The following is a 16381-nucleotide window of genomic DNA, read 5'->3' as shown; positions in this document are numbered from 1 at the left end:
GCCGGCTGACCACCCGGGTCGTGCTCGGCCCGAGCAGTCGTCCCGGCGCCTCACTGCGCACGTCACCCCGCACACGACGACGCCCCGGAGGGAAACCATCCGGGGCGTCGGTGGGGGTGGGACCCAGAGTCGTCAGGCGACCCGGAATCCCTTGTAAGCGTCGAGCGAAGCGATCCGCTTCAGGATCGGCTGGATGTTGGTGCCGGTCTCGGGGCCGAGGCAACCGAGGAAGTAGTAGGCGTTCACCATGCCCACCAGCCGGTCGCCGACGACCACGGGGCTACCGGAGTCACCTTCGATGACGCACATCTGGCTGACGTGCACGTCGCCGTCGGAGAACCAGGCGATGCCGCAGGTGTTGCCGGTGGTCCGGCCTTCTTTGCAGGCGATGGTCGGGAAGGCGAGCGGCGCCTGGTCGACCGAGCGGATCGTCACGCCGCGGACCGTGCGCAGCGGCACGACTCGCGAGGCGTCGAGTTCGATGATCGCCATGTCGAGATCCGGCGCGGTGTAGGTGATGGTGCCTGCCTGGCCGCGGTCCTGGAACGTCTCGGAGTAGACCTTCTGGCCGGGAGTGCCGCAGTGTCCCGCGGTGACGCCGATGAGCTTGTTGGTCTTCGAGCGGCCGATGGTGGTCAGGGTGCAGGCCGCGGCGGAGTTGCCGCCCTTGAGCACCAGGATTCCGGACCCGCCTCCCATGAAGATCTTCGCCGGTGCGGCGACCGCGACGCCCCCTCCCCAGCCGGCCAGCACCGTCGCAGCCAAAACCGCCAACAGTACTGTCAGCTTCTTCGTCATCCGCACTCCACTTCTCGGGTCTACCAGTTCTCGATCACGGGCATCGCCGCCCGTCGGGAACTTAGCGATGGGCGGCAAGCACACCGTACCGGGCGCCCCACGCGCGCACGGCGGCGTGGGATCGAGCCGCGGTCGGTTTGCAACACTTCTGTGATGCGCCGCGCGAGTTTGCCGTAATGCGCGTCACACTCTACTCGTGCCGGGGGACAGGGCTCTCGTTTCGGGGTAGACCGCATGCTCGACGGCACCTACCACACCTTTAAGCTGTCGTACGGAGTCGTCATCGACACTCCGTACCGACGTTCGTGAAACCGCACTCCCCGAACCTGGAGAAATGACTGTGAGCTCTGCTGGCCGCCCGGTTGTACTCATCGCCGACAAGCTGGCGCCGTCCACCGTGGAAGCACTCGGTGACGGTGTCGAGGTGCGATGGGTCGACGGCCCGGATCGTCCCAAGTTGCTCGAGGCGGTCGTCGACGCCGACGCCATTCTGGTCCGCTCCGCGACGACCGTGGATGCCGAGGTCCTCGACGCGGGCAAGAAGCTGAAGATCATCGCCCGGGCGGGTGTCGGTCTGGACAACGTCGACGTGCCTGCCGCGACCGAGCGCGGCGTCATGGTCGTCAACGCCCCGACCTCGAACATCCACACCGCGGCCGAACATGCCGTCGCGCTGCTGATGGCAGCGTCGCGCCAGATCCCGGCCGCGGACGCCACCTTGCGCGAGAAGACCTGGAAGCGTTCGTCGTTCAACGGCGTCGAGATCTTCGACAAGACCGTCGGTGTCGTCGGACTCGGCCGCATCGGCCAGCTGGTGGCCGCGCGGCTGGCAGCCTTCGAAACCCACATCATCGCCTACGACCCCTACGTGTCGCCGGCTCGTGCGGCCCAGCTCGGGATCGAGCTCGTCAGCCTCGACGAACTCCTCGAGCGCGCCGACTTCATCACCGTCCACCTGCCGAAGACCCCGGAGACCCTGGGCCTCATCGGCGCCGAGCAGCTCGCCCGGACCAAGAAGGGCGTCGTCATCGTCAACGCCGCCCGCGGTGGTCTCATCGACGAGCAGGCACTGGCCGACGCGATCAACTCCGGTCAGGTCCGCGCGGCCGGCCTGGACGTCTTCGCCACCGAGCCCTGCACCGACTCGCCGCTCTTCGAGCTGCCGCAGGTCGTCGTGACGCCCCACCTCGGCGCATCGACCAGCGAGGCGCAGGATCGCGCGGGCACCGACGTCGCCAAGAGCGTCCGGCTGGCGCTGGCCGGTCACTTCGTCCCCGACGCCGTCAACATCACCGGGGGCGCCGTCGACGAAGAGGTCGCACCGTGGCTCGAGGTCGCTCGCAAGGCGGGCGTGCTCGTCGGGGCCATCAGCAAGGAGCCGCCGACCTCCATCGTCGTCGACGTACGGGGCGAACTCGCCGCGAACAACGTCGACGTGCTCGGCCTGTCCGCGCTGCGCGGCCTGTTCTCCGCAGTGCTCGACGAGCCGGTCACCTTCGTCAACGCCCCCGCGGTCGCCGAGGGACGCGGCGTGACCAGCGAGGTCACCACCGCGCCGGAGAGTCCCAACCACCGCAGCGTGGTCGACGTGAAGGCCGTGTTCGCCGACGGCTCGACCCACAATGTCTCGGGCACCCTGTCGGGTCCGCGCCTGGTGGAGAAGATCGTCAACATCAACGGCCGCAACTTCGACCTGCGTGCCGAAGGGCACAACCTCATCGTCAGCTACGCCGACCAGCCGGGTTCCCTCGGCAAGATCGGAACGCTGCTCGGGAACGCCGGCATCGACATCCTGGCGGCCGGTTTGTCGCAGGACGCCGAGGGTGGCGGCGCGACCATGATGCTGCGCGTCAGCAGCGTCCTCGACGACGAGGTCGTCGCCGCGATCGGTGACGCGGTCAGCGCAACCCTCATCGAACAGGTCGACCTCGCATGAAACTCGCAGTCATCGCCGGCGACGGCATCGGTCCCGAGGTCATCGGCGAGGCGCTGGGCGTCCTCGACTCGGTCGTACCGTCGGTGAGCACCACCGAGTTCGACCTCGGCGCACGCCGCTACCACCGCAACGGCGAGCTGCTCACCGAGGACGACCTCGAGTCGCTTCGTCGTCACGACGCGATCCTGTTGGGCGCCATCGGCGATCCGTCCGTACCGTCGGGCGTGCTGGAGCGCGGTCTGCTCCTGACGATGCGATTCGCACTCGACCACCACGTCAACCTGCGGCCGTCGCGCCGCTTCCCCGGTGTCTCCTCGCCCCTCGCGGGCGACCCCGACATCGACTTCGTGGTCGTTCGGGAGGGGACCGAGGGGCCCTACACCGGCAACGGTGGCGCGATTCGTGTCGGAACCCAGCACGAGGTCGCCACCGAGGTCAGCGTCAACACCCGGTTCGGTGTGGAACGCGTCGTGCGCAACGCATTTCAGCGTGCCCAGCAGCGTCGCAAGAAGCTGACGCTGGTCCACAAGACCAACGTGTTGACCTTCGCCGGGTCGATGTGGAGTCGCGCGGTCGAGGAGGTGGGCGCCGAGTTCCCCGACGTGACCACCGACTACTGCCACGTGGACGCGGCGACCATCTACCTGGTCACCGACCCCGGCCGCTTCGACGTGATCGTCACCGACAACCTGTTCGGCGACATCATCACCGACATCGCCGCCGCGGTGAGCGGTGGTATCGGGCTGGCCGCGTCGGGCAACATCGACGCCACCGGCGCCAACCCGTCGATGTTCGAGCCGGTGCACGGCTCGGCACCCGACATCGCCGGGCAGGGCAAGGCCGATCCGACGGCCGCGATCCTGTCGGTCGCGCTCCTGCTCCAGCATCTCGGCGACGACGACGCCGCGGCCCGGATCGAGAAGGCCGTCGCCGACGACCTCGCCGAGCGCAGCGGTACGTTCAGCACCTCCGAGATCGGTGCGCGTATCCGCGAACGGCTCTGATTCGCAGGCAGATTCACCAGCAAGGGACGAACCCGCCACCGATTCGGTGGCGGGTTCGCCCGTTGGTGGGGTTACACGTCGACCAGCTCATCGGCTGCCCGCATCCGGTCGCGCGGGACCAGGGGCGTCGCGACAAGCGGTGCCAGGGCGGTCGCGGCAAAGGCGATCGGGAAACCGACGGTCGCGATGAGTGCTCCGAGAAGCGGTGTGGTCGCCGCGGTCACCAGATACTGTCCGGTGTTCTGCACGGCGAGTCCGCGTCCGCTCCATTCCGGTCCGACGTACTCGGCTATGGCGGTGAACGCCAAGCCGTTGTCGGCCACCGAGATGACACTCGCCACCGCCATGAGCGCGGGCGCGAGTGGGCTGTCGAACCAGTCGGCGATCGCGAGCGCGGACATGGCGGCGACACCGGCCACCGCGATCACGCGGACCGGTCGCATCCGCGACATCCAGGCGTCCGACCACCGTCCGGCGACGATCCGGCCCAGTGCACCGATGATCTGGGTCACGGTGATCAGGGTTCCGGCGCCGGCCGGTGACCACCCGTGCGCGACGATCAGCCAGGTCGGTACGAAGGTCCACAGCATGGACTGGGGGATGACCAGCAGCATGCTGACGATGTGGATGCGTGCGAGGAAAGAGTTGTCGCGGTAGGGATTCGTGCGCGGGGGAGGGTTGCCGACCGTCGACGCGGGAGCCGGCCGACGCGGCGGATCGGTGATGCCGACGACCACCGCGACGAGTCCTGCAGCAGTCACCACGGCTGGGATCGCCAGTGCCGCAGCGGGTCCCGAACTCGCTGCGACAACCGGCATGGTGAGAGCGCAGACGCCGATCCCCAGCGGTTGTGCCATCTGCCGGATGCCCATCGCAGTCCCACGCTGGTGTGCGGGAAACCAGCCGACGACGATGCGACCGCTGGCCCCGTTCGCCGCCCCCGAGCCGAGACCGCCCACGAAGAGCGCGGCACCCACGACGGCATAGGACGCATCGGCTGACGCGGCGACGGTCGCCCCGGTCGCGCCGGCGAGCGAGATCGACAGCGACAGCAGGAGGATCCGTCGTTCGCCGTAGCGGTCCAACAGGATTCCCCACGGGATCGTCGCCGCCATCAGTCCGACCGTCGGGATCGCGGCAAGCGCCGAGGCCTGGGTGAGGGTGAGTCCGGCGTCGGTGTGCAGCGTGGGGATCAGGTAGGCGACACCGCTGACCACACAAGTCGTGGTGAGCGCGGCGAGCAGCGAGCACCCGAGGATGATCCACCTTCGGGCAGTGGTGATGTCGTCGACATCGGTCATGGTCTACTCACCTCGCTGCCTGTCCGGACCCGGTGAACCGGGGTTGGATATCTCAATATATGAAACAGTGTGACCAAATTGTAAAACCGGCACCGACGTCCGCCAACTCGTCTCCCAACGTGTGGGATCGGCGGTGCGATAGGGTCTGGACATGCGCTTAGGTCGAATTGCGAGTCCTGACGGCGTGGCCTTCGTGTCCGTCGAGGGCGACGGAGACGACGCCGTCGTCAAGGAGATCGCCGAACATCCCTTCGGTACGCCGACGTTCACCGGCCGGTCGTGGAAGCTGGCGGATGTTCGGGTGTTGGCGCCGATCCTCGCCAGCAAGGTGATCTGCATCGGCAAGAACTACGCCGCACACGCGGCGGAGATGGGCGGCGAGGCGCCGGCCGACCCGGTGATCTTCCTCAAGCCCAACACCTCGATCATCGGCCCCGAGGTACCCATCGTGCGTCCGCCGTCGTCGCAACGGGTCGATTACGAGGGAGAACTCGCGGCCGTCATCGGACGCCCGTGCAAGGATGTGAAGGCCGCGCAGGCGAAGGACGTGATCCTCGGATACACGGTCGCCAACGACGTGACCGCCCGCGACCACCAGCAGGCCGACGGGCAGTGGACCCGGGGGAAGGGCTACGACACCTTCTGTCCGCTCGGCCCGTGGATCGACACCGCGCTCGACCCGACGGACGTCGAACTCGTGACGGAACTCGACGGCGAGGTCAAGCAGCGGACCCGGACATCGCTGATGCTCCACGACGTCGGTGAGATCGTCGAGTGGATCTCGCGCGTGATGACCCTGCTGCCCGGCGACGTGATCCTCACGGGCACCCCGGAAGGGGTCGGGCCCATGGTCGCCGGTCAACGAATCTCGGTGACCGTCGACGGTATCGGTACGCTCTCCAACCCGGTGGTGGACAAGTGACAGCTCCCAGCACGGCCCGTGTCAACGGGATCGACATCTCCTACAGCCTCGCCGGGTCGGGCCCGCTCGTGGTCATGGTCATGGGAACCGGAAGTCCCGGCCGCGTCTGGAAGGCGCATCAGGAACCCGCGCTGGTGAAAGCCGGCTTCACCGTCGTGACGTTCGACAACCGCGGTGTCGCACCGTCGTCGGAGTGCGCCGAGGGTTTCACGCTCGACGACATGGTCGCCGACACCGCGGCTCTGATCGAACACCTCGGCCGCGGTCCGGCGATCGTGATCGGCACCTCGTTGGGTGCCCGGATCACCCAGGAGCTGGCGCTGGCCCGCCCCGACGTGGTCAAGGCGGCGGTGATGGTTGCGACGTACGGCCGCAACACCCCACTGCAGGAAGCGATCTCGGCCGGTGAGCGGGCCCTCTACGACAACAAGATCAAGCTGCCACCGGAGTACGAGGCCGCCATCACCGCGCATCTCAACCTGTCGCCGCACACGCTCGACGACGACCGCACCGCGCGAGACTGGCTCGACATCATCGGGTTCTCCCCGCAGACGATCACCCCGGGCGTCCGCGCACAGCTCGAACTCCACAACAAGGAGTCCAACCGTCTCGCGGCGTACCGCGGCATCACCCGGCCCGCGCTGGTCGTCGGATTCGCCGACGACCGGACCCTGCCGGCGAAGCTGGCGCGCGAAGTCGCCGAAGCCATTCCAGGCGCGGAGTACGTCGAGATCGAGCGGGCCGGTCATTTCGGTTATCTCGAACAGCCGGCCGAGGTGAACCGGGTCCTGGTGGAGTTCTGCGAGCGCCACCGGGCCTGACGGCGGGCGTGCGGGGGCGGCGGTCGGCTTCGATACGCTGAGCCTCATGACCAGTAGTGAGGCCGTTCGCGTCCGATTCTGTCCATCCCCGACCGGCACTCCCCACGTGGGACTCGTGCGGACCGCGCTCTTCAATTTCGCGCAGGCCCGGCACGACGGTGGCACCTTCGTCTTCCGCATCGAGGACACCGACTCGTCGCGAGACAGCGAAGAATCCTACGAGGCCATCCTCGACGCCTTGCGCTGGCTCGGTCTCGACTGGGACGAGGGGCCGGAGGTGGGCGGACCCTACGGTCCCTACCGGCAGTCCGAGCGGCGGGAACTCCATGCCGACGTCGTCGCCCGCCTTCTCGAGGCCGGCGAGGCCTACGAGGCGTTCTCGACCCCGGAAGAGGTGGAGGCCCGGCACCGCGCCGCCGGACGCGACCCCAAGCTCGGGTACGACAACTTCGATCGTGACCTGACGCCCGAGCAACGTGCGGCCTACCTCGCCGAAGGACGTAAACCCGTTGTCCGCCTGCGGATGCCGGACACCGACCTCACCTGGGACGATCTCGTGCGCGGCACGACGACGATCAAGGCGGGTACCGTTCCCGACTTCGCGCTGACCCGTGCGACCGGCGATCCGCTCTACACGCTGGTCAACCCGGTCGACGACGCGATGATGAAGATCACCCATGTGCTGCGCGGCGAGGATCTCCTGTCGTCGACTCCGCGGCAGCTCGCGCTGTACGACGCGCTGATCCGTATCGGCGTCGCCGACGCCGTGCCGGCCTTCGGGCACCTGCCCTTCGTGATGGGTGAGGGCAACAAGAAGCTCTCCAAGCGCGACCCCCAGTCGAACCTCTTCCACCATCGCGACCGCGGTTTCATCCCCGAGGGTCTGCTCAACTACCTCGCGCTGCTCGGCTGGGGTTACAAGAGCGATGTCGACGTCTTCAGCCTGGCCGAGATGATCGCGGCTTTCGATGTGCGACAGGTCAACTCGAACCCCGCACGGTTCGATCAGAAGAAGGCCGACGCCATCAACGCCGAGCACATCCGGATGCTCGAGGTCGCCGACTTCACGGCGCGGCTGCGCTCGTATCTCGTCGCGCAGGGCAAGCTCCCCGAGAGCGCCGACGACGAGACCTTCGCGGCTCTGGCCGAATTGGTGCAGACGCGTATCCAGGTCCTCGGCGACGCGTGGGACCTCATCTCCTTCGCCTACGTCTCCGACGACGAGTTCACGATCGACGAGAAGGCGGCGAGCAAGAACCTGGGCGCCGACGCGGTGCCGGTCCTGGACGCCACCATCGCCGCGGTCGAGTCGCTGGACTCCTTCACCACCGCCGCACTGCAGGACGCACTGAATGCTGCGCTGGTGGACGATCTGGGGCTCAAACCGCGCAAGGCGTTCGGTCCGGTACGCGTGGCGGTGACCGGCTCCCAGGTCAGTCCGCCGCTCTTCGAATCGATGGAGATCCTGGGTCGCGACAAGACGCTCGCGCGGCTGGCCTCGGCACGGGAGATCGCAGCCAAATAGTGCCGCTGAGCTGCACGTTTGTGGACTTACGGTGACCCTTTGATACTCTCTTTCTCGGCAGTTTTCCGCAAGGAGAATCAAGCCAATGGGGTATGGTGTAATTGGCAACACAGCGGTTTCTGGTACCGCCATTCTAGGTTCGAGTCCTGGTACCCCAGCGGACAGAAAGAGATCGAGACCGTGCTAAGGTCTTGATCGCCGGAAGTTCCCATGGCCCCGTCGTCTAGCGGCCTAGGACGCCGCCCTCTCAAGGCGGTAGCGCGGGTTCGAATCCCGTCGGGGCTACGAGAAACACCCTTCCTCTGCGATGCAGGGGGAGGGTGTTTTTCATTGCGCGACAGACCATCTCGTCCGTGTTGCGATGATCACACCGAAACACGGACGAGGGTCAGAAGGTGTCGCGCCGGGACTGCGGTCAGAGGAATTCGGCGGTGGTGCCCGAGGCCGGCATCTCGGGGATGCCGAGCTTGCGGTGGTCCCAGGAACGGGTGCGGGACGGACGGATCCGGACGGCGACGCGCTTGTTCATCATCTGCTCGACGAATGGTCGCGATTCTTCGGTGTAGGGCGCTGTGTAGCGTTCCCAGACGCTGATGCCGACCTTCAGGCACGAGTCCGGGTCGTCGAGGATCTCGGCAGTGCCCTCGAAGGTGACGCCGCGCAGTGTGTCGTAGGTGTCACCGTCCTCGATCATCACCGAGCACCGGTTGTTGCGACGGATGTTGACCGCCTTCTGCGACTTGGATTTGGTCTCGAACCAGATCTCGCCGTCGATGATCCCGTACCACATCGCCACGAGGTGGATGCTCCCGTCCGCTCCGGTGGTGGCGAGGGTCGCGGTCCGACTGCGCGCCACGAACTCCGCGATCTCGGCCTCGGACATGACGATCTGATTGCGTTGGTTGACTCCCATTCCCCGACGCTAGCCCACCGGCGGGTTCATCGGAACCGCTCCGGGTGCAACGGCTCTGGGTCAGGGACGTGCGGCCTGGAGGCGTTTGTGGATGGCGTCGGCGGCGGCGAGCAGATCGGCGGCCCAGCGTGCACCGGGTCGCCGGCCCATTCGGTCGATCGGCCCGGACACCGAGATCGCGGCGACCACGTCACCGTTGCCGTCGCGCACGGGAGCCGACACGCTCGCGACTCCGGCGGCGCGTTCACCGGCGCTCTGGGCCCACCCGCGCCGGCGGATCTCGTGCAGTGCGCGCTCGCTGAAGACGCTGTCCGGCACGAGCGCGCGCTGGGTGGCGGGGTCGGCCCAGGCGAGGAGGACCTTCGCCGCGGACCCTGCGCTCATGGGGAACCGGGTGCCCACCGGCACGGTGTCACGCAGGCCGGTCGGTGGTTCCATCGCGGCGACGCAGACGCGTTCGGCCCCTTCGCGGCGATAGACCTGAACCGATTCGCCGGTGATGTCGCGGAGCCGGGGGAGGACCATGAGAGCGGACTCGGTGACGGGATCGTGTGCCGAGGAGGCGAGTTCGCCGAGGACGGGGCCGGGCTGCCAGCGGCCGGTGACATCCCTGGTCAGAAAGCGGTGCGTCTCGAGTCCGACGGCGAGTCGATGTGCCGTCGCCCGGGGCAGACCGGTGCGCTCGCAGAGCTCGGAGAGATTGCACGGCGCCTCGGCGATCGCGTGCAGCACCGCCACGGACTTGTCGAGCACTCCGATTCCGCTGCTGACCGCGGATGCGGTATCCTTTCCCATAGGACGATACTAGCTGTCCAAATAGTGAGATGCACGTTCGAAACACAGCCAGAACGTCAACACCGCGTGCAGAGTCCGAAGAACCCGAGCAGATAACGAGTGAAGCCATGAGCAACAGCCCAGCCCAGCCGCTGACTCTCGCCGAGAAGGTGTGGCGCGACCATGTCGTCGTCCCCGGTGACGTCGATGCGTCCGGCAACACCAATCCCGACTTGATCTACATCGACCTCCACCTCGTCCACGAGGTCACCAGTCCCCAGGCCTTCGAGGGCCTGCGCCTCGCCGGTCGTCCGGTCCGCCGACCGGATCTGACCATCGCGACCGAGGACCACAACGTCCCGACGGTGGACATCGACAAGCCCATCGCCGATCCCGTGTCGCGGACCCAGGTCGACACGCTGCGCAGCAACTGCGAGGAATTCGGCGTCCGCCTTCACCCCATGGGTGACGCCGAGCAGGGCATCGTCCACGTGGTCGGGCCGCAGCTGGGCCTGACCCAACCCGGCATGACCGTCGTGTGCGGTGACAGCCACACCTCCACACACGGTGCCTTCGGAGCGATCGCGATGGGTATCGGTACCAGTGAGGTCGAGCACGTCCTGGCGACGCAGACCCTCTCGCTGCGCCCGTTCAAGACGATGGCGATCAACGTCGACGGCGAGCTCCCGCCCGGCGTGACGAGCAAGGACCTGATCCTCGCGATCATCGCGAAGATCGGCACCGGCGGCGGGCAGGGTTACGTGCTGGAGTACCGCGGGGAGGCGATCCGCAAGCTCTCCATGGAAGCGCGGATGACGGTGTGCAACATGTCGATCGAGGCAGGCGCCCGGGCGGGGATGATCGCACCCGACGAGGTCACCTACGAGTTCCTCAAGGGCCGCCCGCATGCCCCCTCGGGTGCCGATTGGGATGCTGCCGTTGACTATTGGGACAGTCTGCGCACCGATCCCGGCGCCACCTTCGACGCCGAGGTGCACATCGACGCCGCCTCGCTGACCCCGTTCGTCACGTGGGGGACCAATCCGGGACAGGGTGCCCCGCTCGGCGCGGCGGTACCCGACCCGGCGGAGTACGGCGACGAGGTCAAGGCGAGTGCCGCGGCCAAGGCGCTCGAGTACATGGGCCTCGAGCCCGGAACGCCGCTGCGCGACATCAAGGTCGACACGGTCTTCGTCGGCTCCTGCACGAACGGCCGGATCGAGGACCTGCGCGAGGTCGCCGGCATCCTCAAGGGGCGCAAGGTCGCGGACGGGATGCGGATGCTCATCGTGCCCGGTTCGATGCGGGTGCGTGCACAGGCCGAGGACGAGGGACTCGGAGAGATCTTCCTCGCGGCCGGCGCCGAGTGGCGGCAGGCCGGGTGCTCGATGTGCCTGGGCATGAACCCGGACCAGCTCGCCCCGGGGGAGCGGTGTGCGTCGACCTCCAACCGCAATTTCGAAGGGCGCCAGGGCAAGGGTGGCCGAACGCACCTCGTGTCTCCGGGAGTGGCAGCGGCCACCGCGCTGCGCGGCACCTTGTCCGCGCCCGCCGATCTGGACTCGCAGCCGGCGCCCGCCGATCTCGGTTGAGTCACGGTCCGACCCACATTCCTGCCACATCATTCGAACAGGGGCTTTCTCATGGAACCGTTCACCGAACACACCGGAATCGGTGTCCCGCTGCGTCGCAGCAACGTCGACACCGACCAGATCATCCCGGCCGTCTATCTGAAGCGGGTGACGCGCACCGGCTTTGAGGACGGTCTGTTCGCCGGTTGGCGGACCGATCCCGATTTCATCCTCAACAACGAGCCCTGGAGCCGCGGGTCGGTCCTGGTTGCCGGTCCCGACTTCGGCACCGGGTCGTCGCGTGAGCACGCGGTCTGGGCGCTGTCCGATTTCGGCTTCCGCGTGGTGATCTCGTCGCGTTTCGCCGACATCTTCCGCGGCAACTCGGGCAAGGCGGGTCTGGTGGCCGCGCAGGTCGAGCAGTCCGACGTCGAACTGCTGTGGAAGCGCCTCGAGGAGACTCCGGGCCTCGAAGTGACGGTGAGCCTTGTCGATAAGACGGTCACCGCCGGAGACCTCGTGGTGCCGTTGGCAATTGATGACTACACGCGGTGGCGCCTGATGGAGGGTCTCGATGACATCGGACTCACGTTGCGCCAGGTAGAGGCGATTTCCGAGTACGAGTCGGCGCGTCCGGCATTCAAGCCGCGCACCCTCGCGGACTGATTTCGCACCGCCGCGGCGGGGTCATCTCGCCGCGGCGGCACCATCGTGAGCTGCCATGCCATTTCGCAACACGGCGTCCTAATTGGCGTGGAAGATGGACGTTTTCACATCCGACGTTTACCGTGTGTTGGTAGCTGGCCGAAACTCGGTCAGATCAGCTTGCGGAGGTACTCATGAACAAGGCGGAGCTCATTGATGAGCTGACCAAGAAGCTCGACGCGGATCGCAAGACTGCGACTGAAGCCGTCGAGCTCGTTGTCGACACGATCGTGCGCGCGGTCAACAAGGGCGAGAGCGTGACGATCACCGGCTTCGGCGTATTCGAGAAGCGGAAGCGCGCACCGCGCGTCGCCCGTAACCCGCGCACCGGCGAGACCGTCAAGGTCCGCGCGACCTCGGTGCCGGCGTTCCGTCCGGGCGCTCAGTTCAAAGCCGTTGTGGCGGGCAAGCAGAAGCTGTCCGCGACCGGTCCGGCTGTGAAGCGCGGAAGCGGAGCCACCACCACGGCAGCCAAGAAGGCTGCGCCGGCGAAGAAGACCGCCGCCAAGAAGACGACCGCCGCCGCCAAGAAGACCACCGCGGCGAAGAAGGCCCCGGCCAAGACCACGGCGGCCAAGAAGACCACCACCGCGGCGAAGAAGGCTCCGGCCAAGACCACGGCGGCCAAGAAGACCACCACCGCGGCGAAGAAGGCTCCGGCCAAGAAGGCGGCGCCGGCGAAGAAGGCCACCGCCGCAAAGAAAGCTCCGGCCAAGAAGACTGCCGCGAAGAAGACCGCGGCGAAGAAGACCACCCGTCGCTGACCTGCGGACAACCGCGGTCGACGATCCCTATTCAGCCCCCGGCGTACTTCCCCCGCCGGGGGCTGAATCGTGTTCGGGGTCAACCGGCGGGGGGCGCGGGAACTCAGGCTGTCGGGAGCGGCCCGGCGATGTGATCGGCCGCCACCAGCCGGCCGTCGAACAGGGACAGAACCCACACACTGCCCTTGCGGTTGGAGGCCTTGGGAAGCGGGATCGAGTCGCGCTCGGACCACCAGTCCATGAGGGGCGGGATCACCTTGCCCTGACTGCAGACCGCCAGGGTCGACGTCGTGTCGGCGGCGAGTTCGAGGATCCGGCGTTGCGCCGCTGCCGGATTGGTCCGATACGTCTCCTCCGACAGATCCGGCTCGCTGTGCAACTCGACCCCCAGCCGGTCGCGTAGCGGTTCCAGGGTCTGCTCACAGCGGACGCGATCGGCCGAGTGCACCCGGCTCGCCCCGAACGCGATCAGCAATGGGGCGAGGGCGGCGGCTTGCGCCCGGCCGAGTTTGTCGAGGGGCCGCAACCGGTCGTCGCCCTTGTAGGTCGAGCGCCGGCCGGCCTTGGCGTGCCGTACCAACAGGAACGTGTGCAGGTCCGCGGGTAGCCGCACGAACTCCTCGAGGATCGTGCGATCGAGCGGATAGCTCAACATCTCCCGGGCCTCGTCGACGGAGAGCCACCGCAGCTCGTCGACCTCGTGCCCGGCGACGAACTCTCCGTCGGACGCTCGCGCCGACCAGTAGCGCACATGCTTGCGGGTACTGCCGAGGTCGTAGTGGACGTCGTCCAGGTGCCGGCCGAGAACGACGTGTTGGCCCGTCTCCTCGGCGATCTCGCGCACCGCCGTGTCGATGAGGGTCTCGCCCGGCTCGGCCTTTCCCTTGGGCAGCGTCCAGTCGTCGTACTTGGGGCGGTGGACGACCGCGATCTCGACATCGTCGATCTCGGCGGCATCGTTCCCGGTCGGACCTGGGACAACCGGTCGCCAGACCACACCGCCGGCGGCCCACACCTCATTCGTCTTCTTCGCCATGTCGATGGTGATCGTAGAGGTCGAAGGTTACGCGTCGGTGCCGGTCACGAACTGGTCTCCGGCCGACGACGATTGCGCCGCATCATCTGTCGCTGATGGTCGCGCACCTCTTCGCCCTCGGCGGGTGAGGCCACCCAGCTCCCGTCGGACTGCAGGACCCAGCAGCGGGTCCGCGGATCGAGGGCGGAGGCGAAGATGTCACCGAGTTCACCGGCCAGACGCTCGTCACGGACGTTCACCATGACCTCCACGCGCCGATCGAGATTGCGGTGCATCATGTCCGCGCTGCCGAACCAGTACTCGTTCTGCGCACCGAAATACAGGATTCGGGAATGCTCGAGGAACTGCCCCAGGATCGACCGCACGTGGATGTTGTCGCTGTAACCCTCGACCCCGGGCCGCAGCGCGCTGATGCCACGGACGACGACGTCGACGGGTACCCCGCTCTGCGAGGCCCGGTACAGCGCATCGATCACCTGCTCGTCGACCAGTGCATTCGCCTTGAGCTGGATTCTCGCGCGCGTGTCGCCGTCGCGGAACAGCTCGATCTCGCGATGGATCCGTTTGATGATGCCCGCCCGGATGCCGTGCGGCGCAACGAGGATGTTGCGGTATTCCTGCTTGCGGGAGTAGCCGGTCAAGGTGTTGAACAGATCGGTCAGGTCGGCGCCGATGTCGGGGGCGGCGGTCAGCAGGCCCACGTCCTCGTAGAGCCGCGCGGTCTTCGGGTTGTAGTTGCCGGTCCCGATGTGGCAGTACCGCTTGATCGTCGAGCCCTCGCGACGCACCACCAGGCAGGTCTTGCAGTGGGTCTTCAAACCGACGAGGCCGTAGACGACGTGGACGCCGGCCTGTTCCAGTTTGCGGGCCCACTTGATGTTCGCCTGCTCGTCGAAGCGGGCCTTGATCTCCACCAGCGCGACGACCTGCTTCCCGGCCTCGGCGGCGTCGATGAGCGCGTTGACGATCGGGGAGTCGCCGGAGGTGCGGTACAGCGTCTGCTTGATGGCCAGGACCTGCGGGTCGGCCGCGGCCTGCTCGATGAACCGCTGCACGCTCGTCGAGAACGAGTCGTACGGATGGTGGACGAGTACGTCACCGTCGCGAAGAGTAGAGAACACGCTCTTGGGTGTCTCTCGCTCGCCGAACGCGGGGTGGGTGGCGGGGACGAACGGACGGTCCTTGAGATGCGGGCGGTCGAGCGCGTAGATCTCGAAAAGTGATGACAGATCGAGGAGTCCGGGCACCTGGATGACGTCGGCGGGGTCCACCTCGAGCTCGCGCAGCAACAACTCGAGCATGTGCTCGCTCATGTCGTCGGCGACCTCGAGCCGCACCGGCGAGCCGAACCGACGGCGCGCGAGTTCTCGCTCGAGCGCCTGGAGGAGGTCCTCGTCGCGGTCCTCTTCGACCTCGAAGTCGGCGTTGCGGGTGATCCGGAAGACGTGGTGCTCAACGATTTCCATACCCGGGAACAACGTCCCGAGGTTGGCCGCGATCAGACTCTCCAACGGTAGGAACACCGCGCTCCTGGCGGCCTTGTCGTCGTCGGACGCCCGAGCGGGCGACAGCCGGTCGACGCGGATGAAGCGGTTCACGTTGTCCGGTACCTTGACCCGCGCGAAGTGCTCGCCGCTCTCGTTGACGTCGCGGACCGTGACCGCGAGGTTCAGCGACAACCCGCTGATGTACGGGAACGGATGAGCGGGGTCGACCGCCAGGGGCGTCAGGACCGGAAATACCTCGTCCTGGAAATAATCGGTCATCCGCGCCTGCTGCTCGGCGGTGAGCTGCGACCAGGACACCACGTAGATGTCGTTGTCGGCCAACGCCGGTCGGACCGAATCGAGGAAGACGCGCGCGTGCCGGTCGGCGACGGTCTGCGCGCGTCCGGCGATGCGCATGAGTTGTTCTCGCGGCGACAGGCCGTCGGCGGACCGGACCGACAGGCCGGTCTCGTCGCGCCGCTTGAGTCCGGCCACCCGCACCATGAAGAACTCGTCGAGGTTCGAGGCGAAGATGGCGAGGAACTTCGCACGATCGAGGAGCGGCAGGGAGGTGTCCTCGGCGAGTGCGAGCACCCGGGAGTTGAAGTCCAGCCAGCTCAATTCCCGGTTGAGGTAACGGTCCTCGGGCAGGTCGGCGGATTCGTCGGGCACCAGGGTGGCGGCCGGCGGGGCATGCGGGATCGGTGTCGTGGTGACCGTGGCGGTCTGCGATACGTCATCGTCGGCGGGGCTCACCCCCCAATGATGACCCATCGCCGTCCCCGGCGTACACGCCCGCCGGTCGGACGCTTGTCGATTGCGGG

At 67.2% G+C, this 16381-nt stretch carries 14 protein-coding genes and 2 tRNA genes; 10 read left to right on the top strand and 6 right to left on the bottom strand.

Features of this window, described 5'->3' with window-relative positions:
- Nucleotides 1-132: 132 nt before the first annotated feature.
- Entirely contained in the window at nt 133-798 is a 666-nt protein-coding gene (locus ACFUEJ_RS19410; RefSeq protein WP_058252132.1) for a trypsin-like peptidase domain-containing protein, read from the bottom strand.
- Between the two features lie 340 nt (nt 799-1138).
- On the opposite strand from ACFUEJ_RS19410, the gene serA reads away from it, so the two are divergent.
- Together serA and ACFUEJ_RS19400 are read left to right on the top strand one after the other, a co-directional pair.
- On the top strand, nt 1139-2734 hold the full coding sequence (serA, locus tag ACFUEJ_RS19405) for a phosphoglycerate dehydrogenase (RefSeq protein WP_058252194.1): 1596 nt from the start codon (nt 1139-1141) through the stop codon (nt 2732-2734).
- Nucleotides 2731-3738: a 3-isopropylmalate dehydrogenase gene (locus ACFUEJ_RS19400; protein WP_226513656.1), complete on the top strand. Its 1008-nt coding sequence runs from the start codon at nt 2731-2733 to the stop codon at nt 3736-3738. Before serA ends, ACFUEJ_RS19400 begins: the two co-directional genes overlap by 4 nt.
- Nucleotides 3739-3809: 71 nt before the next feature.
- Here the strand turns inward: ACFUEJ_RS19400 and ACFUEJ_RS19395 are convergent, their stop codons facing one another.
- Nucleotides 3810-5039 carry an MFS transporter gene (locus ACFUEJ_RS19395; protein ID WP_226513655.1) on the bottom strand — a complete coding sequence of 410 codons (1230 nt, stop codon included), beginning with the start codon at nt 5037-5039 and terminating at the stop codon, nt 3810-3812.
- Nucleotides 5040-5190: 151 nt separating this feature from the next.
- Here ACFUEJ_RS19395 and ACFUEJ_RS19390 point away from each other — a divergent pair, with 151 nt between their 5' ends.
- The 5 genes from ACFUEJ_RS19390 (at nt 5191) to ACFUEJ_RS19370 (ending at nt 8592) form a co-directional block, all read left to right on the top strand.
- Nucleotides 5191-5961 (top strand): fumarylacetoacetate hydrolase family protein, encoded by a 771-nt coding sequence (locus ACFUEJ_RS19390; RefSeq protein ID WP_211540657.1) that lies wholly within the window; start codon nt 5191-5193, stop codon nt 5959-5961.
- Entirely contained in the window at nt 5958-6782 is an 825-nt protein-coding gene (locus tag ACFUEJ_RS19385; protein WP_065632710.1) for an alpha/beta fold hydrolase, read from the top strand. Before ACFUEJ_RS19390 ends, ACFUEJ_RS19385 begins: the two co-directional genes overlap by 4 nt.
- Before the next feature lie 46 nt (nt 6783-6828).
- Nucleotides 6829-8307, top strand: a complete 1479-nt coding sequence (gltX, locus tag ACFUEJ_RS19380; RefSeq protein WP_068970241.1) for a glutamate--tRNA ligase — start codon at nt 6829-6831, stop codon at nt 8305-8307.
- Nucleotides 8308-8393: 86 nt separating this feature from the next.
- Nucleotides 8394-8465: transfer RNA gene (locus ACFUEJ_RS19375), tRNA-Gln, on the top strand.
- Between the two features lie 54 nt (nt 8466-8519).
- Nucleotides 8520-8592: transfer RNA gene (locus tag ACFUEJ_RS19370), tRNA-Glu, on the top strand.
- A 130-nt stretch (nt 8593-8722) separates the two neighbouring features.
- Here the strand turns inward: ACFUEJ_RS19370 and ACFUEJ_RS19365 are convergent.
- Nucleotides 8723-9220, bottom strand: coding sequence for a PPOX class F420-dependent oxidoreductase (locus ACFUEJ_RS19365; protein ID WP_058252126.1), 498 nt, complete (start codon nt 9218-9220; stop codon nt 8723-8725).
- Nucleotides 9221-9280: 60 nt separating this feature from the next.
- The gene (locus ACFUEJ_RS19360) at nt 9281-10015 is read right to left on the bottom strand and encodes an IclR family transcriptional regulator (RefSeq protein WP_058252125.1); all 735 of its coding nucleotides are present in this window, start codon (nt 10013-10015) and stop codon (nt 9281-9283) included.
- A 107-nt stretch (nt 10016-10122) separates the two neighbouring features.
- On the opposite strand from ACFUEJ_RS19360, the gene leuC reads away from it, so the two are divergent.
- The 3 genes from leuC (at nt 10123) to ACFUEJ_RS19345 (ending at nt 13034) form a co-directional block, all read left to right on the top strand.
- Nucleotides 10123-11586: a 3-isopropylmalate dehydratase large subunit gene (gene leuC, locus ACFUEJ_RS19355; protein ID WP_065632713.1), complete on the top strand. Its 1464-nt coding sequence runs from the start codon at nt 10123-10125 to the stop codon at nt 11584-11586.
- Between the two features lie 51 nt (nt 11587-11637).
- Complete coding sequence (leuD, locus tag ACFUEJ_RS19350; RefSeq protein ID WP_065632714.1) at nt 11638-12231, top strand: 3-isopropylmalate dehydratase small subunit; 594 nt, start codon at nt 11638-11640, stop codon at nt 12229-12231.
- A gap of 173 nt (nt 12232-12404) precedes the next feature.
- Nucleotides 12405-13034 (top strand): HU family DNA-binding protein, encoded by a 630-nt coding sequence (locus ACFUEJ_RS19345; protein ID WP_159371140.1) that lies wholly within the window; start codon nt 12405-12407, stop codon nt 13032-13034.
- Nucleotides 13035-13137: 103 nt separating this feature from the next.
- On the opposite strand, the gene ACFUEJ_RS19340 is transcribed toward ACFUEJ_RS19345, so the two are convergent.
- Both ACFUEJ_RS19340 and ACFUEJ_RS19335 read right to left on the bottom strand, forming a co-directional pair.
- Complete coding sequence (locus ACFUEJ_RS19340; RefSeq protein ID WP_065632716.1) at nt 13138-14070, bottom strand: NUDIX hydrolase; 933 nt, start codon at nt 14068-14070, stop codon at nt 13138-13140.
- Between the two features lie 44 nt (nt 14071-14114).
- Complete coding sequence (locus ACFUEJ_RS19335) at nt 14115-16313, bottom strand: RNA degradosome polyphosphate kinase (RefSeq protein WP_065632752.1); 2199 nt, start codon at nt 16311-16313, stop codon at nt 14115-14117.
- Nucleotides 16314-16381: the final 68 nt, after the last annotated feature.

This window comes from Gordonia sp. NPDC057258, assembly GCF_042668985.1.
In the GTDB taxonomy this organism is placed as follows: domain Bacteria; phylum Actinomycetota; class Actinomycetes; order Mycobacteriales; family Mycobacteriaceae; genus Gordonia; species Gordonia hongkongensis.
This window is presented reverse-complemented; position numbering and strand designations above follow the sequence as displayed.

Excerpts from the sequence above, each read along its gene's own strand:
- leuC (WP_065632713.1), top strand. The coding sequence starts at position 10,123 with ATGAGCAACAGCCCAGCCCAGCCGCTGACTCTCGCCGAGAAGGTGTGG.
- ACFUEJ_RS19365 (WP_058252126.1), bottom strand. The coding sequence starts at position 9,220 with ATGGGAGTCAACCAACGCAATCAGATCGTCATGTCCGAGGCCGAGATC.
- ACFUEJ_RS19340 (WP_065632716.1), bottom strand. The coding sequence starts at position 14,070 with ATGGCGAAGAAGACGAATGAGGTGTGGGCCGCCGGCGGTGTGGTCTGG.
- ACFUEJ_RS19345 (WP_159371140.1), top strand. The coding sequence starts at position 12,405 with ATGAACAAGGCGGAGCTCATTGATGAGCTGACCAAGAAGCTCGACGCG.
- ACFUEJ_RS19395 (WP_226513655.1), bottom strand. The coding sequence starts at position 5,039 with ATGACCGATGTCGACGACATCACCACTGCCCGAAGGTGGATCATCCTC.
- ACFUEJ_RS19390 (WP_211540657.1), top strand. The coding sequence starts at position 5,191 with ATGCGCTTAGGTCGAATTGCGAGTCCTGACGGCGTGGCCTTCGTGTCC.
- ACFUEJ_RS19410 (WP_058252132.1), bottom strand. The coding sequence starts at position 798 with ATGACGAAGAAGCTGACAGTACTGTTGGCGGTTTTGGCTGCGACGGTG.
- gltX (WP_068970241.1), top strand. The coding sequence starts at position 6,829 with ATGACCAGTAGTGAGGCCGTTCGCGTCCGATTCTGTCCATCCCCGACC.
- ACFUEJ_RS19400 (WP_226513656.1), top strand. The coding sequence starts at position 2,731 with ATGAAACTCGCAGTCATCGCCGGCGACGGCATCGGTCCCGAGGTCATC.
- leuD (WP_065632714.1), top strand. The coding sequence starts at position 11,638 with ATGGAACCGTTCACCGAACACACCGGAATCGGTGTCCCGCTGCGTCGC.
- ACFUEJ_RS19360 (WP_058252125.1), bottom strand. The coding sequence starts at position 10,015 with ATGGGAAAGGATACCGCATCCGCGGTCAGCAGCGGAATCGGAGTGCTC.